The 21,776-nt window shown below is 63.4% G+C and carries 24 protein-coding genes; 16 read left to right on the forward strand and 8 right to left on the reverse strand.

Features of this window, described 5'->3' with window-relative positions; all coding sequences use genetic code 11:
- Nucleotides 1–1,158, forward strand: a complete 1,158-nt coding sequence (gene manA, locus CTEST_RS03085) for a mannose-6-phosphate isomerase, class I (RefSeq protein ID WP_047252496.1) — start codon at nt 1–3, stop codon at nt 1,156–1,158.
- On the opposite strand, the gene CTEST_RS03090 is transcribed toward manA, so the two are convergent.
- Nucleotides 1,155–1,784, reverse strand: coding sequence for a hypothetical protein (locus CTEST_RS03090; protein WP_052844281.1), 630 nt, complete (start codon nt 1,782–1,784; stop codon nt 1,155–1,157). The two genes, manA and CTEST_RS03090, sit on opposite strands and share 4 nt — an antisense overlap.
- 116 nt (nt 1,785–1,900) lie before the next feature.
- Here CTEST_RS03090 and CTEST_RS03095 point away from each other — a divergent pair, with 116 nt between their 5' ends.
- The 8 genes from CTEST_RS03095 (at nt 1,901) to secA (ending at nt 10,855) form a co-directional block, all read left to right on the forward strand.
- Nucleotides 1,901–2,254 carry a DUF4259 domain-containing protein gene (locus CTEST_RS03095; protein WP_047252497.1) on the forward strand — a complete coding sequence of 118 codons (354 nt, stop codon included), beginning with the start codon at nt 1,901–1,903 and terminating at the stop codon, nt 2,252–2,254.
- A 4-nt stretch (nt 2,255–2,258) separates the two neighbouring features.
- On the forward strand, nt 2,259–2,867 hold the full coding sequence (locus CTEST_RS03100) for a dTMP kinase (RefSeq protein WP_047252498.1): 609 nt from the start codon (nt 2,259–2,261) through the stop codon (nt 2,865–2,867).
- The gene (gene mtrA, locus CTEST_RS03105) at nt 2,868–3,548 is read left to right on the forward strand and encodes an MtrAB system response regulator MtrA (protein WP_047252499.1); all 681 of its coding nucleotides are present in this window, start codon (nt 2,868–2,870) and stop codon (nt 3,546–3,548) included.
- 57 nt (nt 3,549–3,605) lie between these two features.
- A complete protein-coding gene (gene mtrB, locus CTEST_RS03110; RefSeq protein WP_047252500.1) occupies nt 3,606–5,114 on the forward strand; it encodes an MtrAB system histidine kinase MtrB in 1,509 nt (502 codons plus the stop codon).
- On the forward strand, nt 5,111–6,832 hold the full coding sequence (lpqB, locus tag CTEST_RS03115) for an MtrAB system accessory lipoprotein LpqB (RefSeq protein ID WP_047252501.1): 1,722 nt from the start codon (nt 5,111–5,113) through the stop codon (nt 6,830–6,832). Before mtrB ends, lpqB begins: the two co-directional genes overlap by 4 nt.
- 1 nt (nt 6,833) lies before the next feature.
- Nucleotides 6,834–7,436 (forward strand): ComF family protein, encoded by a 603-nt coding sequence (locus CTEST_RS03120; protein WP_047252502.1) that lies wholly within the window; start codon nt 6,834–6,836, stop codon nt 7,434–7,436.
- An 84-nt stretch (nt 7,437–7,520) separates the two neighbouring features.
- A complete protein-coding gene (hpf, locus tag CTEST_RS03125) occupies nt 7,521–8,189 on the forward strand; it encodes a ribosome hibernation-promoting factor, HPF/YfiA family (protein ID WP_047252503.1) in 669 nt (222 codons plus the stop codon).
- A gap of 125 nt (nt 8,190–8,314) precedes the next feature.
- Entirely contained in the window at nt 8,315–10,855 is a 2,541-nt protein-coding gene (secA, locus tag CTEST_RS03130; RefSeq protein ID WP_047252504.1) for a preprotein translocase subunit SecA, read from the forward strand.
- On the opposite strand, the gene CTEST_RS03135 is transcribed toward secA, so the two are convergent.
- Together CTEST_RS03135 and CTEST_RS03140 are read right to left on the reverse strand one after the other, a co-directional pair.
- Nucleotides 10,852–12,327 carry an NAD-dependent succinate-semialdehyde dehydrogenase gene (locus CTEST_RS03135; RefSeq protein ID WP_047252505.1) on the reverse strand — a complete coding sequence of 492 codons (1,476 nt, stop codon included), beginning with the start codon at nt 12,325–12,327 and terminating at the stop codon, nt 10,852–10,854. The two genes, secA and CTEST_RS03135, sit on opposite strands and share 4 nt — an antisense overlap.
- Before the next feature lie 10 nt (nt 12,328–12,337).
- Nucleotides 12,338–12,772, reverse strand: a complete 435-nt coding sequence (locus CTEST_RS03140; RefSeq protein WP_047252506.1) for a hypothetical protein — start codon at nt 12,770–12,772, stop codon at nt 12,338–12,340.
- Nucleotides 12,773–12,876: 104 nt separating this feature from the next.
- Here CTEST_RS03140 and CTEST_RS03145 point away from each other — a divergent pair, with 104 nt between their 5' ends.
- The 4 genes from CTEST_RS03145 to CTEST_RS03160 all read left to right on the forward strand — a co-directional run bounded on the left by CTEST_RS03145 (nt 12,877) and on the right by CTEST_RS03160 (nt 16,237).
- Entirely contained in the window at nt 12,877–13,287 is a 411-nt protein-coding gene (locus CTEST_RS03145) for an HAD-IA family hydrolase (protein ID WP_047252507.1), read from the forward strand.
- Nucleotides 13,288–13,794, forward strand: a complete 507-nt coding sequence (locus CTEST_RS03150) for a DUF6912 family protein (RefSeq protein ID WP_047252508.1) — start codon at nt 13,288–13,290, stop codon at nt 13,792–13,794. It abuts the gene before it with no gap.
- A gap of 83 nt (nt 13,795–13,877) precedes the next feature.
- The gene (locus CTEST_RS03155) at nt 13,878–14,921 is read left to right on the forward strand and encodes a ferredoxin reductase (RefSeq protein WP_047252509.1); all 1,044 of its coding nucleotides are present in this window, start codon (nt 13,878–13,880) and stop codon (nt 14,919–14,921) included.
- Between the two features lie 11 nt (nt 14,922–14,932).
- Nucleotides 14,933–16,237, forward strand: a complete 1,305-nt coding sequence (locus CTEST_RS03160; RefSeq protein WP_047252510.1) for a fatty acid desaturase family protein — start codon at nt 14,933–14,935, stop codon at nt 16,235–16,237.
- A gap of 12 nt (nt 16,238–16,249) precedes the next feature.
- On the opposite strand, the gene rsgA is transcribed toward CTEST_RS03160, so the two are convergent.
- Nucleotides 16,250–17,251 carry a ribosome small subunit-dependent GTPase A gene (gene rsgA / locus CTEST_RS03165; RefSeq protein WP_047252511.1) on the reverse strand — a complete coding sequence of 334 codons (1,002 nt, stop codon included), beginning with the start codon at nt 17,249–17,251 and terminating at the stop codon, nt 16,250–16,252.
- The gene (aroA, locus tag CTEST_RS03170; RefSeq protein ID WP_047252512.1) at nt 17,244–18,530 is read right to left on the reverse strand and encodes a 3-phosphoshikimate 1-carboxyvinyltransferase; all 1,287 of its coding nucleotides are present in this window, start codon (nt 18,528–18,530) and stop codon (nt 17,244–17,246) included. Before aroA ends, rsgA begins: the two co-directional genes overlap by 8 nt.
- 27 nt (nt 18,531–18,557) lie before the next feature.
- Here aroA and CTEST_RS03175 point away from each other — a divergent pair, with 27 nt between their 5' ends.
- On the forward strand, nt 18,558–19,217 hold the full coding sequence (locus tag CTEST_RS03175) for an SOS response-associated peptidase (protein ID WP_047254180.1): 660 nt from the start codon (nt 18,558–18,560) through the stop codon (nt 19,215–19,217).
- Here the strand turns inward: CTEST_RS03175 and ybaK are convergent.
- Nucleotides 19,203–19,691 carry a Cys-tRNA(Pro) deacylase gene (ybaK, locus tag CTEST_RS03180; RefSeq protein WP_047254181.1) on the reverse strand — a complete coding sequence of 163 codons (489 nt, stop codon included), beginning with the start codon at nt 19,689–19,691 and terminating at the stop codon, nt 19,203–19,205. The genes CTEST_RS03175 and ybaK overlap by 15 nt on opposite strands.
- 37 nt (nt 19,692–19,728) lie before the next feature.
- Between ybaK and CTEST_RS03185 the strand changes: the two genes are divergently transcribed.
- A complete protein-coding gene (locus CTEST_RS03185) occupies nt 19,729–20,352 on the forward strand; it encodes a sigma-70 family RNA polymerase sigma factor (RefSeq protein WP_162488751.1) in 624 nt (207 codons plus the stop codon).
- Nucleotides 20,353–20,402: 50 nt separating this feature from the next.
- Nucleotides 20,403–20,621 (forward strand): anti-sigma factor, encoded by a 219-nt coding sequence (locus CTEST_RS03190; RefSeq protein ID WP_236686125.1) that lies wholly within the window; start codon nt 20,403–20,405, stop codon nt 20,619–20,621.
- 363 nt (nt 20,622–20,984) lie between these two features.
- Here the strand turns inward: CTEST_RS03190 and CTEST_RS13960 are convergent, their stop codons facing one another.
- Nucleotides 20,985–21,059, reverse strand: coding sequence for a 50S ribosomal protein bL37 (locus tag CTEST_RS13960; RefSeq protein WP_096877815.1), 75 nt, complete (start codon nt 21,057–21,059; stop codon nt 20,985–20,987).
- A gap of 121 nt (nt 21,060–21,180) precedes the next feature.
- Entirely contained in the window at nt 21,181–21,441 is a 261-nt protein-coding gene (locus CTEST_RS03195; RefSeq protein ID WP_047252515.1) for a WhiB family transcriptional regulator, read from the reverse strand.
- Nucleotides 21,442–21,776: the final 335 nt, after the last annotated feature.

A 21,776-nucleotide genomic window follows, 5' to 3' on the forward strand; every position in this document is an offset into this window, starting at 1 on the left:
ATGCAGCAGCTCACCGGTGTGCTCCGGGCCTACCCTTGGGGTTCGAGGACCCTTATCCCACAGCTGCGTGGTTTGCCCGCGCCCTCCGATCGCCCCGAGGCCGAGCTGTGGTTCGGTGCCCACCCCGCAGGTCCCTCCACCATTGATGGCCGGCCCCTCACCGAGATCATCGCTGAGGATCCGGCGGCCGCCCTGGGCCCGCGCGTCCGCGAGCAGTTCGGCGATCGCCTGCCCTTCCTGCTGAAACTCCTCGCCGCCGCGGAACCGTTGTCGCTGCAGGCCCACCCCTCCGCCGATCAGGCCCGCGAGGGCTTCGCGCGGGAGAATGACCAGGGCATTGCGCTCAACGCCAGCAACCGCAACTACAAGGATTCCAGCCACAAGCCGGAGCTCATCGTCGCGCTCTCCGAGTTCCACGCCATGATCGGCTTCCGGCCCTTGGAGCTGACCCGCGAGCTGTTCGCCGCGCTGTCGTGCCCGGAACTCGACCGCTACCTCACCATCCTCGATCCGTTCAATGAGTCCGATAGCCTGCGTGGGCTGTTCACCACGTGGATCTCCATCCCCGCGCAGGCGCGCCAAGAGCTTATCGACGCCGTTGTCACCGCTGCCAGCACCAACCTGCAGCGCGGCGACTGGATCTCCAATGTCCTCGTCAACGTCCTCGAACTGCAGGAGCGCTACCCCGGCGACATCGGGGTCCTGGGCGCCCTGCTGCTCAACCACGTCCGCATGTATCCGGGCGAGGGCATCTACCTCGATGCCGGCCAGCTCCACGCGTATGTCCGCGGCCTCGGCGTGGAGATCATGGCTAACTCCGACAATGTTTTGCGCGGCGGCCTGACCTCGAAGTACGTCGACGTGCCCGAACTGGTTCGCGTCCTCGAATTCTCTTCCCTCTCTGACCTCGGCGTCTATCGCGACGAGGGGGTATATCTCACCCCGGCGCCGGAGTTCCAGCTCACCTGCCGCGAAGTCAGCCAGGACTCGCCGTGGACCATCGATCACGATGGCCCGGCCATCGCCATGTGCACGGCGGGCACGGTGGAACTGGGTGGAATGACCCTCAATCCCGGGGATGCGGTGTGGATTCCGGCCTCCGACCCGGCGGCGACCGCCGGTGGCGCTGGTGGCCAGCTGTTCCTAGCTACTGCCTAAAACCACAGGTTAAACGGCCACGGGAGCGGCTGACGCGGCACTCCCGTTGCCGGGGGCATTCCCGCGCGCTCCGGCTCGGCCTCGGCGGGCTCGGCCGGTGCAGGTGCTGGCTCGGTGAACTGAGGAGCCTGCGGGGCGTCCGGCGTGCCCGATGGAGTGGCAGGCGCGGACGTCTCCGGGGGAATCCACGGCGAGGTCGACTCCGGCGTCACGCTCGTCTCTGGTGCCAGGCTCGGTTCGGTGGACGGCTCATCACCAATCGACGGGCCAGATGGATCGAGCTGACCCGTAGGGGCCTGGACGTTCGGCGGCCGGTACACGGTCGTTGGGACGATGGGCTGAGGGTTTTGCTGCACGACGGCGTGGGGAGGGAGAAAAGGATCGCCCTCGATGGGCGTGGCTACGTTGTGGGGCTTTTTCTCCGTAGACTCTTCCTCAGACGTCGGAGTGGCGGTCGTGGTCTTCGAAGCTTCAGCCACGGTGGATACCTCGGGGGTGGCCGTGGCAGTATCGGAACGTGAAGGGTTGGAAGGTGAGCCTGTGTGCCACACAGCGACACCGACGAAGACCGCAGCAATGAGGCCAAGGGCGATGAAGAGGTAGACGCGGCGATTATCAGCCTTCACCAGCGCGGTTCCCTTCTTTTGAGATAAATTAGTAACAACTCGGTAACAACATAGCAGAAGTTTCCCCTTATCGAACATATTTGGTGAAACGACACACAGTGAGAGGACTGTTGACCGTGAGCACATGGGACGTCGAAATCTTCGCGGAGGATGACAACATTGATTTCCTGGATGAACTAAACGAGCTCGATGATGATGAGATCACCGAGGCCGTTCGCGACGCTTGCCTGCTGGCACTCAAGCAGTCACACGTGTCCGAGACGGAGCGACTCAATGGCCTAGCAGCCGCCACCATCGCCGCCATTTGGGCGGGCGCGCCGTTCTCAGCCGGCGACGTCGCCGACTCCTACCCCTTCATCCGTCGCCTCATCGGGGCCGGCGATGAAGCGCTGAACGAATCGGCCGCTGAACTGCTGGAAACCGTCGACAGCGACGACGACATCGACGCATTCACCGAGGCGCTGTCCTAGCAACATGATCGTGACAATTGAGGGCATCGACGGTGCCGGAAAGAACACACTCGTCCACGCCATCCGCGAACAGGTGGAGGCTGACGTGGTGGCTTTTCCGCGCTACGCAGATTCCCTCCCCGCGCAGCTGGCCGACGACGCGCTCCACGGGCGCATGGGTGATCTCACCGACTCCGCCTACGCCATGGCCACCCTCTTCGCCCTGGACCGCCACGGCGCCAAAGAACAGCTGAATAAATACCTGGGCACGGACCGCGTGGTCATCCTTGATCGCTACGTTGCGTCCAACGCCGCGTACTCCGCGGCCCGGCTCAACGACGATGCGGTCATGGACTGGGTCTATGAACTCGAGTTTGGCAGGCTGGGCCTGCCCCAGCCGGACCTGCAGGTGCTGCTGGACACCTCTCCAACGACGGCGTCGCAACGCGCCATCAACCGAGCAGCCCTGGATTCGACCCGGGAAAGAGACCTCTACGAACGCGATGCGGGCCTCCAGGAACGCACTTTCGCCGCCTACCATCGTTTGGCGGAGAAACAATGGGCGGGTCGATGGCTCGTGACCAGCGATCCAGGCGTTATCCTGCAGGAAATACACACGAAGCTGAGGACGTAAATGGCTGCCAAGATTCTTGTTGTTGACGACGACCCATCCATCTCTGACATGCTCGCCCTCGTCCTGGAGACGGAGGGCTACGAGCCGATCCCGATCATGGACGGCAACGAAGCCGTCCCGGCCTTCCAGGACAACCAGCCGGACTTGGTCCTGCTTGACCTCATGCTCCCCGGGATGAACGGCGTCGACATCTGCCGAGCCATCCGCCTGGAGTCCTCGGTGCCCATCATCATGCTCACGGCCAAAACCGACACCGTCGACGTGGTCCTCGGCCTGGAGACCGGCGCCGATGACTACATGACCAAGCCGTTCAAGCCGAAAGAGCTCATCGCCCGCATCCGCGCCCGCCTGCGCGGCACCGAGGCCGGCCCGGCCGAAATCCTCGAAGTCGGCGACCTGAGCATCGACGTCCCCGAGCACACCGTCAAACGCGGCAACGAGGAAATTTCCCTCACCCCGCTCGAGTTCGATCTCCTGCTTGAGCTGGCCCGCAAACCGCGCCAGGTGCACACCCGCGAGGAACTGCTGGAGACGGTGTGGGGCTACCGCCACGCCTCCGATACCCGCCTGGTGAACGTCCACGTGCAGCGCCTGCGCGCGAAGATTGAAAAAGACCCGGAGAACCCGCAGATCGTGCTCACCGTGCGCGGAGTGGGATACAAGACGGGCCTGGGGGAGTAGACAATCCTGTCGTCGCTTGCTGCCTCCACCCGACGGTTCCTTGACCGGATCTCCGAGATGTGGCGGACCTCCTTGCAGGTCCGCGTCCTCGGGATGATCTTCGCTGCCGCGGCGATCGTCATGGGAATCTTAGGAGGTGTCCTCGTTTCTGTGGTCACCTCCCAGCTCGTCGACGCCAAACTCGAGGTCGCTACCTCCGAGATTGAGCGGGCGCGGGTCGCAGTGGAGCAGCAAATCGATGCCACCGGCACGTCGAACACCCTGCAGGTGCGGATCAACTCGGCGCGAGCGTCCCTGACGCAGCGCAGCGCCCAACCGGGGGAGTCCTCGACGGCGTATGAGCCGGTCATCGTGGTCACCGACCAAAACGGCACGACGACCACCTCGCCCTCGGGCTACCGCATCCCGGAGAAGCTGCGCCGCTTCGTCTCGGAAGGGCAGGTGTCCTACCAATTCGCCGACATCGACCGGGCGGATGGGTCGAGCTACAACGCCCTGGTCATTGGCACCCCCACCAACACGGACATCCCCAATCTGCAGGTCTACCTCGTCCTCTCGGCGGAATCGGATGAATCGACCCTGGCGATGATGCGCGGGCTGCTCTCCGCCGCCGGCGTCGTCGTCGTGGTCCTCCTCGTCGGTATCGCCTGGCTGGCCACCCAGCAGGTGACCGCCCCGGTGCGTTCGGCCTCCCGGATCGCCCAGCGCCTCGCCGCCGGGCACCTGCGGGAGCGAATGATCGTCGACGGGGAGGACGAGATGGCCCGCCTGGCGCTGAGCTTCAACGATATGGCGGAGAAACTGTCGAAGCAGATCCACCAGTTGGAGGAATACGGCAACCTGCAACGCCAATTCACCTCGGATGTCTCCCACGAGCTGCGGACCCCACTGACCACCGTGCGCATGGCGGCAGACATGATCGCCTCCGATCCGGACAACCTCGAACCGCACACCCGCCGCGCCTCGGAACTGATGATCCGCGAGCTCGACCGCTTCGAAGAATTGCTCGCCGATCTGCTGGAGATTTCCCGCTACGACGCCGGCATGGCCGACCTCTCCGAGGCGCGTATCGATGCCCGCTCGTGCATCACCGCCGCCTGGGAATCCGTCGAGCACCTGGCCAGCAAGCTCGACGTCGTGGTCAACTTCGACGTCCCCGACGAGCCGATCTACATCACCGCCGATTCCCGCCGGATCGAACGCGTCCTGCGCAACCTCTTCGCCAACGCCATCGATCACTCCGAAGGAAACCCGATCGACGTCACGTTGGCGGCCAACGACGACGCCATCGCCATCACCGTTTCTGACCACGGCGTGGGCCTCAAACCGGGGCAAGAGGAGCTGGTATTCAACCGCTTCTGGCGGGCCGATGCCTCCAGGCGCCGCCATTCCGGCGGCACCGGCCTCGGCCTCGCCATCGCCCGCGAAGACGTCGCCCTCCACGGCGGACAGCTCGACGCCGTGGGCAACTTCGGCGTGGGATCGCAATTCCGCGTCACCTTGCCCCGGGAGCCCGGCTTCCCCTACACCGAAAGCCCATTGGAATTGGAGGCTCCGGTCTCATGACATCCACCCGAAAGCCCCGTCCCGTTCGCACCCTGCTGGCCGCCGTGTCCTGCGCCCTGCTCACCGCTGGCTGCACGACACTGCCCTCGAATACCGAGCCCCAGGCTCTGCGCTCCTTCGACGTCCCCACCGAATCCGCTACCAACCGGGGTCCGGAGCCGGGCCGCGAGCCCGACCTCCTCCTGCGCGACTTCTACACCTCCTCTGCGCAGCCCACCCAGGATTACTTCGCCGCCCGTTCCTATCTCATGCCGGAGACCGCTGAGCAGTGGAATCCCCAAGAGTCGCTGCTGGTGGTCGATCGCATCGACCTCAATACCCAGCCGGGCTCGACGTCAGACAAGCGCACCTTCAGTGTCCGGGGCGCCGTCATCGGCCGGATTGCCGCCGGAGGTTCTTATGAGCCGGAAAACGGCGTGTACGAAGCGACCATTGAGATGGCGCGCAATACCTCCGGCGAGTGGCGGATCAGTTCTCTGCCCGCCGGGATCGTCCTCGAGCGCACTGAGATGCGTAATCAATTCCAGCCGCAGCTGGTCTACTTCTTCGAGCCGACGAATCAGGCGCTGGTGATGGACCGCCGGTGGATCTACAGCGGCCATGAGTCGCTCGACGCGGTGCTCATTTCCCTCATCATGGAGGGCCCGTCACGCCTGTTGGCTCCAGCGGTGAACAATGACCTGCCTGCGGAGGCGACCTTCGCCGGCATCAACGACGGTATCTACCAATTCACTGGCTTTACCGGTATGGATGCCGATGCCCGCCTGCGCTTCGCCGCCCAACTCGTGTGGACCCTGGCCAGCGCGAATGTGCCCGAGCCCTACTCGGTCCAGGTGGACGGAGCGCCCATTGTTCCGGGCTATGGCGAGCTGACCACTGATGATTTTGCCAAGTTCAATCCCCAGGTCACCAACGTGGCCAACACTCCCTTGTTCGCACTGACTGATGGCGTGGTTCACCGAGTCTCCGCCACCGCGGTAACGCCGGTAGAGGGGGATTTGGGAACCATGGGTGGCGTGACTTCCGTGGACATCATCACCGAAGGAGCGGCGGCGGCCGTGCGCAAGGTCGGCAACGAATCTGAACTCTACGTCGGGGATTTGGACGGAAACCTGGAGCCGGTGCTCAAGGCGGAGACGATTTCTCGGCCCACCTTTGAGCTTGACCCCTCCGCGCTGTGGGCCGTCATCGATGGCCGCACCGTCGAGCGGATCGTCATCTCTGGTGTGGTCGGCGGCGTCTCCCGCACCGAGGTGGACATCAGCGCTCTCGATGCCATGGGCGGCGATATTTCCGTCCTGCGCCTGTCTCGCACGGGCGCCCGCGTGGCCATGATTGTTGATGGCCGGGTCTACGCCGGCGTGGTCAGCCGCCCGGGCCCCGGTCAGCGGCGCGTGGTCAACGTCCACGAGCTGGCCCCGCAGCTGGGAGCCACGGCGCTGTCGTTGGACTGGCAACCCGATGGCTCACTCATCGTGGGCACCTCAACTCCTGAGACCCCGATTTGGCGAGTGGAGCAGGACGGGTCGGCCGCGACCTCCCTGCCGTCCGGCAACATCACGGCACCCGTCGTTGCCGTCGCGGCTTCTTCGACAACGATCTACCTCACCGACGCCCTCGCGGTGCGGCAGATGCCCACCACGGGCGGGGACAATGCCTTCTGGCGAGAAGTCGCAGGCCTCCAGGGCGTGCGTTCGGCCGCGGTGATCGCCAACTGACATGGAACTGCTGCTGCCGCAGTCCTGCGCCGGTTGCCGGATGCCCGGGCATCACTTGTGTCCGGAGTGCCAGACTCGGTTGCGGCAGGTTCCCCAGCGCATTGTCACGCCGGTCAACCCCCACGTGCCACTCTGGTCGCTCGGGCCTTACGCCGGCGCCCACCGCGGCGTCATCCTCGCCATGAAGGAGCGCAACAACCGCGCCGTGCGCGGCATCCTCGGTCCCGTGCTGGCAGCCGCCATCCGGCACTTGCAGGTCCGAGGAGAGCTTATCGAGGCCCCCGTGCTCGTCCCCGCGCCCACCCGGCCGCGCTCCGCGCGCTTGCGCGGGGGTGATCACGTGGCGGGGGTATGTCGGGCATCTGGAATGCCCGTTGTTGTGGCTTTATGTCACGGCGCGGGGGTACGCGATCAAGTGGGCCTAGACGCCCAGCAACGTCGCAGTAATTTGGCAGGTTCCCTCGTGCTACGCAGCATCCCCACGGGGCCGGTTTTGCTTGTCGATGACGTCGTGACCACGGGTTCTACCCTCGCGGCCAGCACCGAGGTACTGCTGGCGGCGGGGTGCCAGGTAGTGGGTGGACTCGTGCTGTCGCACGCATAAAACGCCGGGGCTGATGGCCGCTGAGTCTGGAGCAGATGTACGATGAGTGTACGAGTTGTCCCACCAACTGTAGGGAGGAAGCAGATGACATCACCTGCTGAAAACACCGACATCCTGAGCCCCGAAGCACAGGTCACCATCACCGGCCGCAATGTTGAGGTCCCGGAGCATTTCGCTGAGCGAGTCAATGGAAAGCTCGCCAAGATTGAGCGCCTCGACCCCACGTTGACCTTCTTCCACGTGGAGCTCCAGCACGAGCCGAACCCGCGCCGTGAGTCTGAGTCCGACCGGATCCAGATCACCGCTACCGGCAAGGGCCACATCGCCCGCGCCGAGGCCAAGGAGGACAGCTTCTACGCCGCACTTGAGACCGCTCTGGCCCGCATGGAGCGCTCGTTGCGCAAGGTCAAGGCACGTCGTTCCATTTCTCGTTCCGGCCACCGCGCTCCCCAGTCCGCCGGCGTTGTCGCCGCCGAGCTGGCCGCTGAGGCAGAGAAGGTACGCGCCGATCAGGGCAAGTACGATGTGGACCCCTACGCGGATTCCGTCGAGGATGTCGTGCCCGGCCAGGTAGTGCGTTCCAAGGAGCACACCGCCATCCCGATGTCTGTGGATGATGCTCTCTCCGAGATGGAGCTCGTCGGACATGACTTCTACCTCTTCATCAACGAAGAGACCCAGCGTCCGTCCGTGGTGTACCGCCGCCACGCTTTTGACTACGGCCTGATCTCCCTCGTTGGCGACGAAGCTTAGTAGTTTGCTGGCAGCTTCTTAGCAGCACCGCCCTCTTCGCCCAGGCGAAAAGGGCGGTGCTTTTTCATGGTGAGTACAATGGCACCGACTATTCCAGTTCCACAACAGATTAAGGACGACAGCACGTGTTTGGATTGTCCAAGCTGCTTAGGGCCGGTGAAGGACGTACCGTCAAGCGTCTGAGCAAGATCGCCGATAGCGTTCTCGAGCTAGACGACGAGTACGCCGCCCTCACCGACGAAGAACTCAAGGCCAAGACCGAGGAATTCAAGACCCGCCTGGCCGAGGGGGAAGACCTCGATTCCATTCTGTTGGAAGCCTTTGCCACCGTCCGTGAGGCCGCCTGGCGCGTGTTGGGGCAGAAGCACTACCACGTCCAGGTGATGGGCGGTGCGGCCTTGCACTTTGGCAACGTCGCCGAGATGAAGACCGGTGAGGGCAAGACCTTGACCTCGGTCCTGCCCGCTTACCTCAACGCCCTGGAGGGCAAGGGCGTCCACATCGTCACGGTCAATGATTACCTCGCGCGCCGTGACGCAGAGATGATGGGCCGTATTCACCGCTTCCTCGGACTGCAGGTGGGCGTTATTCTCTCCGAGATGCGCCCGGAGGAGCGTCGCACTGCTTATGACGCCGACATCACTTACGGCACGAACAATGAGCTGGGCTTTGATTACCTCCGCGACAACATGGCGCGTAGCCTCGCCGATTTGGTGCAGCGTGGCCACAATTACGCCATCGTCGATGAGGTCGACTCGATCCTCATCGATGAGGCCCGTACACCGCTCATTATTTCCGGCCCGGTCGACGGATCCTCGCAGTTTTACAACGTCTTCTCCCAGCTCGCTCCCCGCATGCGGGAAGGCATCCACTACGAGGTAGACCACCGCAAGCGCACCATCGGTGTGCTCGAGGACGGCGTGGCCTATGTCGAGGACCAGCTCGGCATTGACAACCTCTACGCCTCGGAGCATTCCCAGCTGGTCAGCTACCTCACCAACGCTTTGAAGGCCAAGGAGCTGTTCACTCGCGATAAGGATTACATCGTCCGCAACGGCGAGGTCCTTATCGTTGATGCTTTCACTGGCCGAGTCTTGGCTGGTCGCCGCTACAACGAGGGCATGCACCAGGCCATTGAGGCCAAGGAAGGGGTGGAGATCAAGAACGAGAACCAGACGCTGGCCACCGTTACCCTCCAGAACTACTTCCGCCTCTACGACAAGCTGGCCGGCATGACCGGTACCGCCGAGACCGAGGCCGCCGAGCTGCACCAGATTTACAAGCTCGACGTCGTCGCTATTCCCACCAACCGGGACAACATCCGCGACGATATGACCGACCGCGTGTACAAGACGCAGGAGGCGAAGTTCGCGGCCGTCGCCGACGATATTCAGGAACGCGTGGCTAACGGCCAGCCGATCCTCGTGGGTACCACCTCGGTGGAGCGCTCCGAGTATCTCTCGCAGTTGCTGCAGAAGCGCGGCATTGCCCACAAGGTGCTCAACGCGAAGCACCATGAGCAGGAGGGTGAGATCATCGCCCAGGCTGGTCTGCCTGCCGCGGTGACCGTGTCCACCAACATGGCCGGTCGCGGTACTGACATCGTGCTCGGCGGCAACCCGGACGTCATCTGTGACATCAAGTTGCGCGAGCGCGGCCTTGATCCCTTCGAGGATGAAGAGGCTTACCAGGCTGCCTGGGAAGAGGAGATGCCCAAGGTGAAGGCCAAGTCGGCTCGCCTGGGCGATCAGGTCCGCGAGTCGGGTGGCCTCTACGTGCTGGGCACTGAGCGCCATGAGTCCCGCCGCATTGATAACCAGCTGCGTGGCCGTTCCGCCCGCCAGGGTGACCCGGGCTCGACCCGCTTCTACCTCTCCATGCGCGACGATCTCATGGTCCGCTTCGTGGGACAGTCCATGGAAAACATGATGAACCGCCTCAACGTCCCGGATGATGTTCCGATCGAGGCCAAGATGGTCACCAACTCCATCAAGGGCGCGCAGGCGCAGGTGGAGAACCAGAACTTTGAGATGCGCAAAAACGTGCTCAAGTACGACGAGGTCCTCAACGAGCAGCGCAAGGTCATCTACGCCGAGCGCCGTGAGATCCTCGAATCCAAGGACATTGCCACCAACATCCGGCACATGATCGACGAGACCATCGCTGCCTACGTCGATGGCGCCACCGCCGTCGGATTCGTGGAGGATTGGGATCTGGACGAGCTGTGGAATGCCCTGGAATCTCTCTACGGCCCGACCTTCACCTGGCAGAGCCTCGTTGAGGGCACCGAGTACGGCTCCGCCGGAGAGATCACGGCGGAGCAGCTCACCGAGGCCCTGACCAAGGATGCGCAGAACCAGTACGACGAGTTGGAGGCCAGCGTTTCCGCCATCGGTGGCGAGGCGCAGATGCGCAACATCGAGCGCATGGTCATCCTTCCGGTGATTGATACCAAGTGGCGCGAGCACCTCTACGAGATGGATTACCTCAAGGAGGGCATCGGCCTGCGGGCCATGGCGCAGCGCGATCCGCTGGTGGAATACCAGAAGGAAGGCGGCGACATGTTCAACGCCATGAAGGACGCCATCCAGGAGGAAACGGTGCGCAACCTCTTCCTCCTGCGTAAGCAGTTCGCTGAGCAGCAGCCAGAGGCCGCCGAAGCCTAGCCCGCCGCGTAGGGGTTGCGCATGCCGATGTACTGCAAGGTGGTGTACTCGGCCAGGCCCTCTGCGCCGCCTTCGCGGCCCATGCCGGATTGTTTCACGCCACCGAAGGGGGCGGCGGCGTTGGAAATGACTCCGACGTTGGCGCCCATGAGGCCGAACTCCAGGGCATCGGAAAGACGCCACAGGCGATCCACGGACTCGGTGTACACGTAGGAAGCCAGGCCGTACTCGGTGTCGTTGGCGATCTCGAGGGCCTCTTTCTCCTCCCGGAAGGTAATCACCGGGGCGACGGGGCCGAAGATCTCCTCTTGGGCGACGCGGGCGTCGCGGGGGACGTCGACAAGCACTGTCGGGGTGTAGAAGTAGCCGGCACCCTGGCCGGGGGTGCCACCGGTGAGGGTACGGGCGCCTTGGGAAACGGCGTCGTCGACAAGCTCTGTGACCGACTGGCGGGCGCTCTCGTCGATGAGGGGACCGCAGGTCACACCATCGTCGAGCCCATTGCCCAGGGTGAGACTGGCGATACGGCGGGCGAACTTCGTGGAAAACTCCTCCGCAACTGACTCGTGCACGATGAAACGATTCGCAGCGGTGCACGCCTCACCAATGTTGCGCATCTTGGCGCCCATCGCGCCCTCGACCGCCTGGTCAATGTCAGCATCGTCGAAGACGAGGAACGGCGCGTTGCCGCCAAGCTCCATCGAGGTGCGCAAGACATTATCGGCAGCCGCCTTGAGCAACGACTTGCCCACCGCAGTGGAGCCGGTGAAGGAAATCTTGCGCAGGCGGCGGTCGGACATGATGGGCTCAGAAATCGCCGACGCCGAGGACCCGGACACGACATTGAGCACGCCCGCGGGCAGCCCCGCATCCAGCATCGTCTGGGCGAAATACTGCGAGGTCAAAGGCGTGAGCTTCGCCGGCTTCAACACCATCGTGCAGCCAGCCGCGATAGCAGGCGCAATCTTGCGGGTCGCCATCGCCAAGGGGAAATTCCACGGAGTGATGAGCAAACAGGGACCCACCGGCTTCCGACGCGTCAACATCTGCAACGTGCCCTCAGGAGCTGGGAACGTCCGACCATAATCGCGCACCGCCTCCTCGGAGAACCACCGCAAGTACTCAGCCCCATAGGCCACTTCGCCGCGAGCCTCCGCCAACGGCTTGCCCATCTCCAACGTCATCAGAGTCGCGAACTCCTCCTTGCGCAGCTGCACCAAATCAAAACCACGGCGCAGCAACTCAGCCCGCTCACGCGGCGCCGTACGGGCCCACTCATCTTGGACCTCACACGCCGCATCCAGCGCAGCCCGAGCATCATCGGAGGTCGCGGACGCCAACGTCAGGAGAACCTCCCCAGTTGCAGGATTTTCCACGTCAAAGGTGGAACCATCGGAGGATTCTTGCCACTGCCCGCCAATAAGCAAGCCAGTAGGCACCTTCGCAAGCAGGTCATCAATATTCACGGTCATAGAAAGCTCCTTAGATCGGTGGGGGCGCGTGCTGTGTGCCAGGGTAGTTCGGAGTAGGGCCAGACAGCACCCGAAAGCTAAGAAGTCGTTGCTTGTCCACGCACCCAGTAAACGCATAGGCCCGTCCGCCGGCGTGGGCGGTGCCAAAGAGTTCGCCGTCGTCTTGGAGGTGGAGCGCGCCCATGCGTACGGGCTCGGGCCGTAGGCCCGAGCGTTGGCGGGCGGCAATGTGGGTGCGCACGGACATGCCGAAGCGGGTGGCGTTGAGTTGGGAGGCACGACGCATCCCGAAGGCTGCCTCGAGGGCGATGACGACGAGGGAGGTGGACAGCTGTGTGCTGTCTGCGGTGGGAATGGTGCGGGGTGGGGTAGCGCGGACGTCGATAAGCGGGGTGGAGGGGACCAACAACTTCAAGTGTGTGAGTCCGGGAATGGGCATCAACATGGGCTTCTGGCTCCTGGTGAGTTCATCAGGGCAGACGCGACGTGGGCTGGGTACTATTGTGACACGTCAAGCCCGTTTATGGGATATGAAAAGGGAGCTAAAGAGTGCGTGGACTAATCGTCGACTATGTAGGTGTGCTGGACGGGACGGAGGAGGACCAAAAGCGCTGGCGTGATCTGTTCGGCGCGGCGAAGGCCAACGGCGTGGCTACGGCCATCTTGTCCAACGATCCGGGCGGCCCCGGCGCGGAGCACATCCGTGAGTGGGAGTTCCGCGGCGTCGTCGACGCGGTATTGCTCTCCGGGGAGATCGGGGCGGAGAAGCCGGAAGAGGCGGCCTTCGCCGCGGCCGCTGCTGCCATTGATTTGCCGATGAATGACTGCGTCATGGTGGATGATTCGATCCTCAATGTGCGCGGCGCTGTCGAAGCGGGTCTCGTGGGTGTGCTCTACCAGGTCTTTGATCGCGCGGTCATTGAGATCTGTTCGATCTTTGACATCGAGGGCGAGTTCTAAGTGCGCGTCTATCTGCCCGCTACCTTTGGCATGCTGGCCAATTTCCATGAGACCGGCACTCTGACGGCCAGGTCGGGGTGGGGGTTTGCCGTCACTCCGGCCCTGGTGGAGTTCTACACCGCCGGGGATGAGGAGGAGATTGCCCACGCGGCTTTCCTCGACGCGGCGGAAGCCTCGCTGCGCCTGCTCGCGATCGGGGATGAGGAGACGTTCCCCAACCGCCGGGTGGTCATTTCCGTGGATGTTGATGATTCGGTGGTGGAGATGCAGCCGGACCTGGGGGAGAGCATTGTCAAGCTGCACCCGCCGCAGGTGACGGTGGATAACCTCGCCGCCATCCACATCGACATTGAGGAGTCGGAAGCAGCGACCAGGGCTGCGATTGATGCGGTTGATGCCTCTGATTTGGGTGACATCGACGCTGAATTGGTGGTCGGTGATGCCCAAGATAACTTCATGGCGTTCTATGACCCGACTGAACTGCCCTTTTTGGTGGAATTGCTTTGACACGCCCCGCGTGTTGTTGGACACCGTAGTTACGCTCCCGTAGGCTTCGACATCGTAACATTTGTCAGCAAAAGGAGGGGTCGATGTCTACGTCACCCGATGGTCTCGCCGGTGTCCGTGGCGTCTTGCGACGTTTTACCACGCCACTGCTTCCCGACGATTACACCAGCTTGGTCAACCCACTGTGGTCCAAGCGTGAGCTCCGCGGAAAGATCGAAAGCGTTGAGCGCTTCCCGGATGACACCATCCACCTCGTGATCCGTCCCGGCTGGGGCGTGCCCGTTCACTTCGAGGCTGGCCAGTACATCGGCATCGGCCTCCGCGTGGGGGGCCGTTTCACCTGGCGCAGCTACTCATTGACCAACTCCCCAGAGACCCGCGATGGGCTGTTCGCCATCACCGTCCGCGCGGTGGCGAAGGGCAAACTGTCCAACCACTTGGTTGGCACCGCGCGCCCGGGCATCAACGTCCGTTTGGCGGCCCCCGCTGGCGATTTCCACCTCACCGATCCCATGCCGCCGAAGCTGCTCTTCGTCACCGCGGGATCCGGGGTCACGCCCGTCATCGCGATGCTGCGTTCGCTGGAGTCCAAGCGCCAGGCCGTCGACATTGCGGTCGTGCATTCCGTGCGCAAGCGCGAAGACCTCATCTTCGAGGAGGTGCTCAAGGACTACGACGCTCATATCCAGGTCACCTCCGAGGATGGCCGAGTCTCGCCGACGGTGTTGGAAGAGCTCGTGCCGGACTTCGCCGATCGCGTGGTCTACGCCTGTGGCCCAGCCACCATGCTCGACGAGCTGGAAACGTGGGCCGATGAAAACGGGGTAGAGATCCGCGTGGAGCGCTTCACCCTCGACCGCGCCTCCGACGCTAAGGGTGGCACGATCACCTTCGGCAACCGCGGCGTGAGCGTCGAGGCTGACGGCGCCACCACCATTCTCGAGGCCGGTGAAGAGGCGGGCGTCCAGATGCCGTTTGGCTGCCGCATGGGCATCTGCCAGACCTGCGTCCGAGAGCTGTCGGACGGCTTCGTGCTCGACCTCCGCACTGGCCAAACCCACGAACCCGGAACACGCATCCGTACTTGCGTCGGCGTAGCCGCTGGCGACATCACCATCGACGTCTAGGAGCTACCCTCATGGCAATCGACAACATCAAGGCCTATTCCCACCTCTCCGACGAGGACATCCTCGAGATCGGTCGTCGCCTCGACGCCATCAAGGAAGAGTTCGAAGCCGACCTCGGCGAACAAGACGTCCGCTACATCAAGACGCTTATCCGCGTGCAGCGCTGGATCGAGATCGCCGGGCGTGGCGCCCTGTTCTTCTCCAATCGGAAGCCCTTCTGGATCGCCGGAGTAAGCCTGCTCTCGCTGTCGAAGATCCTGGAGAACCTGGAGATCGGCCACAACGTCATGCACGGCCAGTGGGACTGGATGAATGACCCAGAGATCCACTCCACCACCTGGGAGTGGGACAACGTCTGCCCCTCCTCACAGTGGATGCACACTCACAACTTCGCGCACCACAAGTACACCAACATCCTCGGCATGGACACCGACGTGGGATACGGCGTCCTGCGCGTCACCCGCGACCGCAAGTGGACCCCGCTGCACACCTTCCAGCCGGTGATCAACCTCACGCTGGCGTCCCTGTTCGAATGGGCCGTGGGCTTTTACGACGTCGAGCTGGGCAAGGTTGCCGCCGGCCGCGCCGAGTGGAAAGAGATTTCCCCCAAGTTCTGGGAGTCCGCGCGCAAAGCCGGCACCCAGGGACTGCGTGACTACGTCCTCTACCCGGCGCTGACGGGCCCGAACTTTAAGCACACCGTCACCGCCAACGCCACCGCCAACCTGGTGCGTTCCATCTGGGCTTACGCGGTGATTTTCTGCGGCCACTTCCCCGATGAGGCAGAGACCTTCACCAAGGAGCAGTGGAAGAACGAGACCCACGAAGAGTGGTACCTCCGCCAGATGCTGGGGTCCGCGAACTTCCACGGCGGCAAGATCCTCACCATCTTGTCCGGCAACCTCAACTACCAGATCGAGCACCACCTTTTCCCGGACATGCCGTCGAACCGCCTGGCGTCCATCGGCGAGCGCGTCCGCGCCATCTGCAACGATTTCGACCTGCCCTACAACACTGATTCCTTCCCGGCGCAGCTGTTCAAGGTGCAAAAGACCCTGCTCAAGCTGACCTTGCCCAACAAGTACCTCGCCGCTGATCGGGATAATGCCCCAGAGGTGCGCTCCAACGTGGCCTTTGCCAAGTACCCCGAGGTCGCCGAGAAGCTGTGGGTCGGGGCGAACGAGGAGGGTCACCGCGCGGGTCTGCGCACGGCGCTGCCGTTGCTGCAGAAGCTGCGCCCCACGGTCAAGGAAGCGATCCTCAACTTCTCCGGTCGCACGCCGGAGTGGCGGGCCAAGGTCGCCGTCAGCGCCTAAAGCGCCTGGGAGTTACATCTCCCAGTCGTTGTTGGTGCGCAATGCCTCCAGCAGCTTGCGCACTGCTTCTCGACGCCGCGCGGAGGCCGAGTCCTCCGCGAACAGGTCGAGCGCACACTCCGGGTCCGCTGGGGGACCCAAGTGAGTGCAGCCCCGCGGGCAGTTCTCGGCGGCGGCGGCTAGATCCTCAAAGACGCCGACGACGGTGTCGGCGTCGACGTGGGCGAGGCCGAAGGAGCGGATGCCGGGGGTATCAATGATCCAGCCGTGGCCATCGGGCAGCCGCAGCGCCACCGATTGGGTGGAAGTGTGGCGGCCCTTGCCCACGCCAGACACCTCGCCCGTCTCGCGATGGGCATCAGGAATAAGGCGGTTGACCAGGGTGGACTTACCCACGCCGGAATGGCCGATGAAGGCGGTGACGTGGCCGTCGATAAGCTCTTGGACCTCGGTGAGCGGATCCTCGGTGCCGGCGGTGACCACCGTGACGTCGAGGTCGGTGAACTCAGCGGCGAACTCGCTCGGATCCGCGAGGTCGGACTTGGTCAGGCACAAGATGGGGTGCAGGTTACCCACGAAGGCAGCGATGAGGGCGCGCTCGACGAAGCCAGAGCGCGGCGGGGGATCGGCGACGGCGGTGACGATGAGCAGTTGATCGGCGTTGGCAACAACAATGCGCTCATAAGGATCTGTGTCATCGGCAGTGCGCCGCAACACCGAGGTGCGTTCCTCCAACTTGACGATCCGCGCGAGGGTGTCCTTCTTCCCCGACGTATCCCCGACAACGCCGACCCGATCGCCGACCTCAATGGGGGTGCGGCCCAACTCGCGGGCCCGCATCGTGACCACGGGTTCGGTGTGGCCGTCGAGGACGACGCCCCACCGCCCGCGGTCCTTAGTCACCACCATGCCGAACTCCGCGTCCTCGTGCGAAGGCCGGTCCTTCGTGCGGGGCCGGGAGCTTTTCGACGGCCGCACGCGGACATCAGACTCGTCCCAATTCCGCTTAGCCATGAACCATGTCCGCCCACATGGTTTCGAAACCGGGCAACGTCTTAGAGGTGGTCTGGATGTCTTCCACCTCAACTCCCTCCACCACGAGGCCAATGATGGCACCGGCAGTGGCCATGCGGTGATCGGCGTAGGAATGCCACACGCCGCCATGGAGCGGGGCGGGCGTGATGAGCAGGCCGTCGGGCAACTCCTGGCAATGCCCGCCGAGCCGATTGATCTCCGTGCTCAGCGCGGCCAAGCGATCGGTCTCGTGCCCCCGCAAGTGGGCAATGCCACTGAGGATGGATGGCTCGGAGGCGAGAGCGGCGAGCGCCGCGACGGTGGGCGTGAGCTCCCCGATATCTGACATATCCAGGTTGACGCCATTGAGCTTCCCGGGCTTCGGGCCGGTGACCTGCAGGTCATACCCGGGGCCAGAGGCGGCGGTGATGAGGTCGACCTGGCAGCCCATCCGCTCCAGGATGAGCCGAATGGCATCGCCCGGCTGGGTAGTATCCAGGGGCCAGTTGCGCACGGTGACGGAACCCCCCGTGACCGCCGCCGCGGCGAGGAAAGGTGTGGCATTAGACAGATCGGGCTCGACGACCCAGGTGCGGCCCTGGATCGGGCCGGGGTGCACCTGCCACTGGTTCTCCGACTCATCCACCGTGATCCCGGCCTGACGCAACATGGCCACCGTCATCTCAATGTGCGGCAGGCTGGGGAGCTTCGCTCCCACGTGGCGAACCGTGATGCCCTTGGCAAAGCGCGGCGCCGCAAGCAACAAGCCGGAGACGAACTGGGATGACGCGGAAGCATCGATCTCGACGGTGCCGCCCACCGGGATGCCCGAACTCTCCACCGTGAACGGAAGGGTATCGCCCGTGATAGAAACACCCAACGCGCGAAGAGCATCGAGGATCGTGCTCATGGGGCGGGTGCGGGCCTGAGCATCACCATCAAAAAGCACGGGCCCGCTGGCCAACGCGGCGACCGGCGGGACAAAACGCATAACCGTGCCCGCGAGGCCACACTCGACCTTCGTGCCATGCAACGGAGCCGGATCGACGTAGACGACCCCCTCCGTATCGCGAATACCCGTGCCCATCGCGCGGAGAGCATCCGCCATGAGAGCAGTATCGCGAGAATGCAGGGCCCCGTGAATAGCCGAAGGGTAAGCGGCCAAGGCTGCGAGAATGTAGGCACGATTGGTAATCGATTTGGAACCGGGGATGTGCTGGGTCCACCGGATCGGTCCGTGTGCGGTCGGCGCGGTCCAGTTGGCAGTCATGGCCTTCATAATAGAGGTTCCTCCATAATGGACGGCATGTGCGGACGATTTGTTCTCTTCACCACCGGTGAATCCCTCCTCACCCAGGTCGGTGCCCTGCCCGGAGTGAGGGAAGTCCATGCGCCGGAAGGTACCCCGACGGCGCGCTACAACATCGCCCCGACCCAGGTCGTGCCCCTGGTTCGGCTCAGTGAATCCTTCGCCCAGATCGATCCCTCCCGATGGGGACTTTTGCCAGCGTGGAAAAAGGACAACACCGGCCCACCATTGTTCAACGCCAGGGGAGAGACCGTCGCGTCCAAGCCGAGCTTCCGCGACGCCTTCAGACACCAGCGTGGTCTCATCCCCATGGACGGCTACTACGAGTGGCACGACGGTGGGGAGGGAAAAGTACCCCATTTCGTCAGCTCCGGCACGATCATGTGGGCCGCCGCGCTGTGGGCCACCGGCGTTAACCAGTTGTCCTCGACGATCGTCACCACCGAGGCCGTTGATCCCCTAGCCTGGCTGCACAACCGCCTGCCCCGCTTGCTCACGGAAGAGGAGATCGACCAATGGACGCAGGGCACCCCAGAGCAAGCCGCCGAACTTCTCCACCCCACCCCCGTGGACTACCTCGAGCAGCTCACCGTACGCCCGGTGGATAAGGCCGTGGGCAACGTGCGCAACGACTACGCCGAGCTACTGGGCAGCTAGATCGACAAAGCTCGCGCCCGTGACCTGCGCGAGATCACCCGGCGCCACGCCAATGTCGAGGCCCCGGCGACCCCCGGAAACGTAGACGGTGCTGGCGTTCGCCACCGAGGCATCGATAAGCGTGGGCAGGGCGGTGCGCTGACCGATGGGAGAAATACCACCGGGAATGTACCCGGAGGAGCGCTGCGCCTTCGCCGGATCAGCCATGGTTACCTTGGGGACGCCGAAACCCGCGGCAGCCTTTTTCAACGACAGCTTCCCCGTCACGGGCACGCAGCACACGCCCAGGCCGGAGCCGGTATCCACGACCAGGGTCTTGAGGATGAGGCCCGGATCGACATCAAGGGCGGCGGCAGCGTGCTCACCGAAATGATCATGCCCGGCGTCGAAACGCTGCAGCTGGTGGGGGATGCTGGCGTCGATGAGGACCTGAACTGCGGCGGTAGGGGCGCTCGCCTTCTTCTTCTTGGCCATGTCTGCCATTATGCACCGCTGCCCTAGAATGGTTCCCATGACAGAAACAGAGCTCGCCACCCGTTTCGAGGAAGAGGCCCTGCCCCTGCTCGACCAGCTCTACGGCGGTGCACTGCGCATGACCCGTAACCCCACCGACGCGGAAGACCTCGTCCAGGAAACCTTCCTCAAGGCATACAAGGCGTTTGATTCATTCAAACCGGGCACCAATCTCAAGGCGTGGCTGTACCGGATCATGACCAACACCTACATCAACACCTACCGCAAAAAACAGCGCCAACCTGCGCAGAGCTGGGACGAAGAGATCTCGGATCACCAGCTGTACACGACCAGCTCCCACGACTCCACCGGCCTGGAATCCGCCGAAGTGGAAGCGCTGAAAAACATGCCCGACGGCAAAATCGCCGACGCCATGAACCAGCTCGCGGAGGACTACCGCATGGCCGTCTACTACGCCGATGTGGAAGGTCTGGCCTACAAAGAAATCGCCGAGATCATGGGCACCCCGCTGGGAACCGTGATGTCGCGGCTCCACCGTGGAAGAAAACAACTGCGCGAGGCGTTAAAGGAAGTAGCGCACGAGCAAGGGATTGGTCTTGATCATCCCGATATGACTGACAAGCAAGACGCCCAGAAAGACACGGAAGCGAGCACCCGATGAACGCAGATCCCCAGCGGAGCAGCGAGAGCTGTGACTGTAACTGTGAGGACATGCAGTCCAATCTGTGTGCCCTCTTCGACCCGGCCACGACCCGCGAAGAAGCCCACGCGATCCTCTCACGCGTCTCGTCGTGCCCCGACTGCGCCGGGCGTTTGCAGTCTGAGCACGAGATCCGGGCGCTACTTAAGAAGTGCTGCACGGCCGAGGCTGCTCCGGTGACGTTGCGGCAGCGGATCACCATGGAGATCCGGGTGACGCGCTTCGGCTGACTCCTCGCGACGCCCTGATCGCGACCGGAACGCTGGCCGGGCACCGGAAACCCCAGGTGGCGCTCGGCGGGGGCCGGAAAATGGCCTAAAAGTCGCGAGGAGGGCGTCGCGATCGGGTTCGGGGACACACCCGTTACCCAGGGCTGGCGCCGGAAGTGGGGCCGGCGTTGGGGCAGGGGCCGAAACCCGCACTTCCTAACAACTCCGGGGTCAATCCCCCTTCCCGACCCGCGAAGTTGTTAGGAAGTGCGGGTTTTGCTCGACTCACTGGGTTCGGGGGCGCACGCGCTGTGGCCCTGAATCGACAAGACCGCCCTCCCCACTCGGGGGAGGGCGGTCTTTTTCGCCGTTTAACGTCCTAGTTTAGGAGTTGGGGCGCTTACCGTGGTTAGCGCCCTTCTTGCGGCGGTCCTTACGCTTACGACCACGCTTGCTCATGTGATTCTCCTTGGTGGTTTGGATGTCAACTTAAACGTCAACTGTAGCGGTCGGGGTTCGTCGCGAGAAATTTAGCCTTGCTGGGGGTGATCAGAGGCTGTCGAGCTGGGCCCGGTCTGTGCTAGACAGCGACGCGGGCGCGACCGCGTCCACGGTTCTTGCGACGCTTGAGCGCTCGGCGCTCGTCCTCGGACATGCCGCCCCAGACGCCGGCGTCCTGGCCGGTCTCGAGGGCCCACTTCAGGCACATGGAGGTAACGGGGCAGCGGTTGCAGACAACCTTTGCCTTTGCGATCTGGGTAAGTGCGGGGCCGGAGTTGCCGACGGGGAAGAAGAGCTCGGGGTCTTCGTCGCGGCAAACTGCTTCGTGGCGCCAATCCATGGGAAATTCTCCTTTAAAAGTTTGTTAAACGTCTGTCATGAGCGCACATCATGAATAGACCGCCTTGGGGCGGTCAACATTCTTGCGTTAGCCACGGTGTCGGGCTCTGAGTCAATGCAGACTCCGCCTCGGTTCACGTGGCCTTAACCCTGTGATGTGTCAGAGTTAATGGCCGGTTAAGGTGTCGGCTGTTTTTGCTACCCAGGAATAATGACACGTGAACGGAATGTGCGCTAGGGGTAAACGTCAAATTGTGCGAGACGTCACAGAATAATATGTGTTGTTAACTCGGCGAGGGGGTGCTTGCTACGATTTGAGGTCGTTGCAACAAATCC

This window comes from Corynebacterium testudinoris (assembly GCF_001021045.1).
Taxonomy (GTDB): domain Bacteria; phylum Actinomycetota; class Actinomycetes; order Mycobacteriales; family Mycobacteriaceae; genus Corynebacterium; species Corynebacterium testudinoris.

What these genes read in the sequence shown, in the direction of transcription:
- lpqB (WP_047252501.1), top strand. Translation starts at nt 5,111, where the DNA reads ATGACATCCACCCGAAAGCCCCGTCCCGTTCGCACCCTGCTGGCCGCC.
- rsgA (WP_047252511.1), bottom strand. Translation starts at nt 17,251, where the DNA reads ATGGCTAAGCGGAATTGGGACGAGTCTGATGTCCGCGTGCGGCCGTCG.
- CTEST_RS03175 (WP_047254180.1), top strand. Translation starts at nt 18,558, where the DNA reads ATGTGCGGACGATTTGTTCTCTTCACCACCGGTGAATCCCTCCTCACC.
- mtrA (WP_047252499.1), top strand. Translation starts at nt 2,868, where the DNA reads ATGGCTGCCAAGATTCTTGTTGTTGACGACGACCCATCCATCTCTGAC.
- hpf (WP_047252503.1), top strand. Translation starts at nt 7,521, where the DNA reads ATGACATCACCTGCTGAAAACACCGACATCCTGAGCCCCGAAGCACAG.
- mtrB (WP_047252500.1), top strand. Translation starts at nt 3,606, where the DNA reads ATGTGGCGGACCTCCTTGCAGGTCCGCGTCCTCGGGATGATCTTCGCT.
- CTEST_RS03135 (WP_047252505.1), bottom strand. Translation starts at nt 12,327, where the DNA reads ATGACCGTGAATATTGATGACCTGCTTGCGAAGGTGCCTACTGGCTTG.
- ybaK (WP_047254181.1), bottom strand. Translation starts at nt 19,691, where the DNA reads ATGGCCAAGAAGAAGAAGGCGAGCGCCCCTACCGCCGCAGTTCAGGTC.
- CTEST_RS03120 (WP_047252502.1), top strand. Translation starts at nt 6,834, where the DNA reads ATGGAACTGCTGCTGCCGCAGTCCTGCGCCGGTTGCCGGATGCCCGGG.
- aroA (WP_047252512.1), bottom strand. Translation starts at nt 18,530, where the DNA reads ATGAAGGCCATGACTGCCAACTGGACCGCGCCGACCGCACACGGACCG.
- CTEST_RS03185 (WP_162488751.1), top strand. Translation starts at nt 19,729, where the DNA reads ATGACAGAAACAGAGCTCGCCACCCGTTTCGAGGAAGAGGCCCTGCCC.
- CTEST_RS03195 (WP_047252515.1), bottom strand. Translation starts at nt 21,441, where the DNA reads ATGGATTGGCGCCACGAAGCAGTTTGCCGCGACGAAGACCCCGAGCTC.
- CTEST_RS03100 (WP_047252498.1), top strand. Translation starts at nt 2,259, where the DNA reads ATGATCGTGACAATTGAGGGCATCGACGGTGCCGGAAAGAACACACTC.
- CTEST_RS03190 (WP_236686125.1), top strand. Translation starts at nt 20,403, where the DNA reads ATGCAGTCCAATCTGTGTGCCCTCTTCGACCCGGCCACGACCCGCGAA.
- CTEST_RS03140 (WP_047252506.1), bottom strand. Translation starts at nt 12,772, where the DNA reads ATGTTGATGCCCATTCCCGGACTCACACACTTGAAGTTGTTGGTCCCC.
- CTEST_RS03160 (WP_047252510.1), top strand. Translation starts at nt 14,933, where the DNA reads ATGGCAATCGACAACATCAAGGCCTATTCCCACCTCTCCGACGAGGAC.
- CTEST_RS03155 (WP_047252509.1), top strand. Translation starts at nt 13,878, where the DNA reads ATGTCTACGTCACCCGATGGTCTCGCCGGTGTCCGTGGCGTCTTGCGA.
- manA (WP_047252496.1), top strand. Translation starts at nt 1, where the DNA reads ATGCAGCAGCTCACCGGTGTGCTCCGGGCCTACCCTTGGGGTTCGAGG.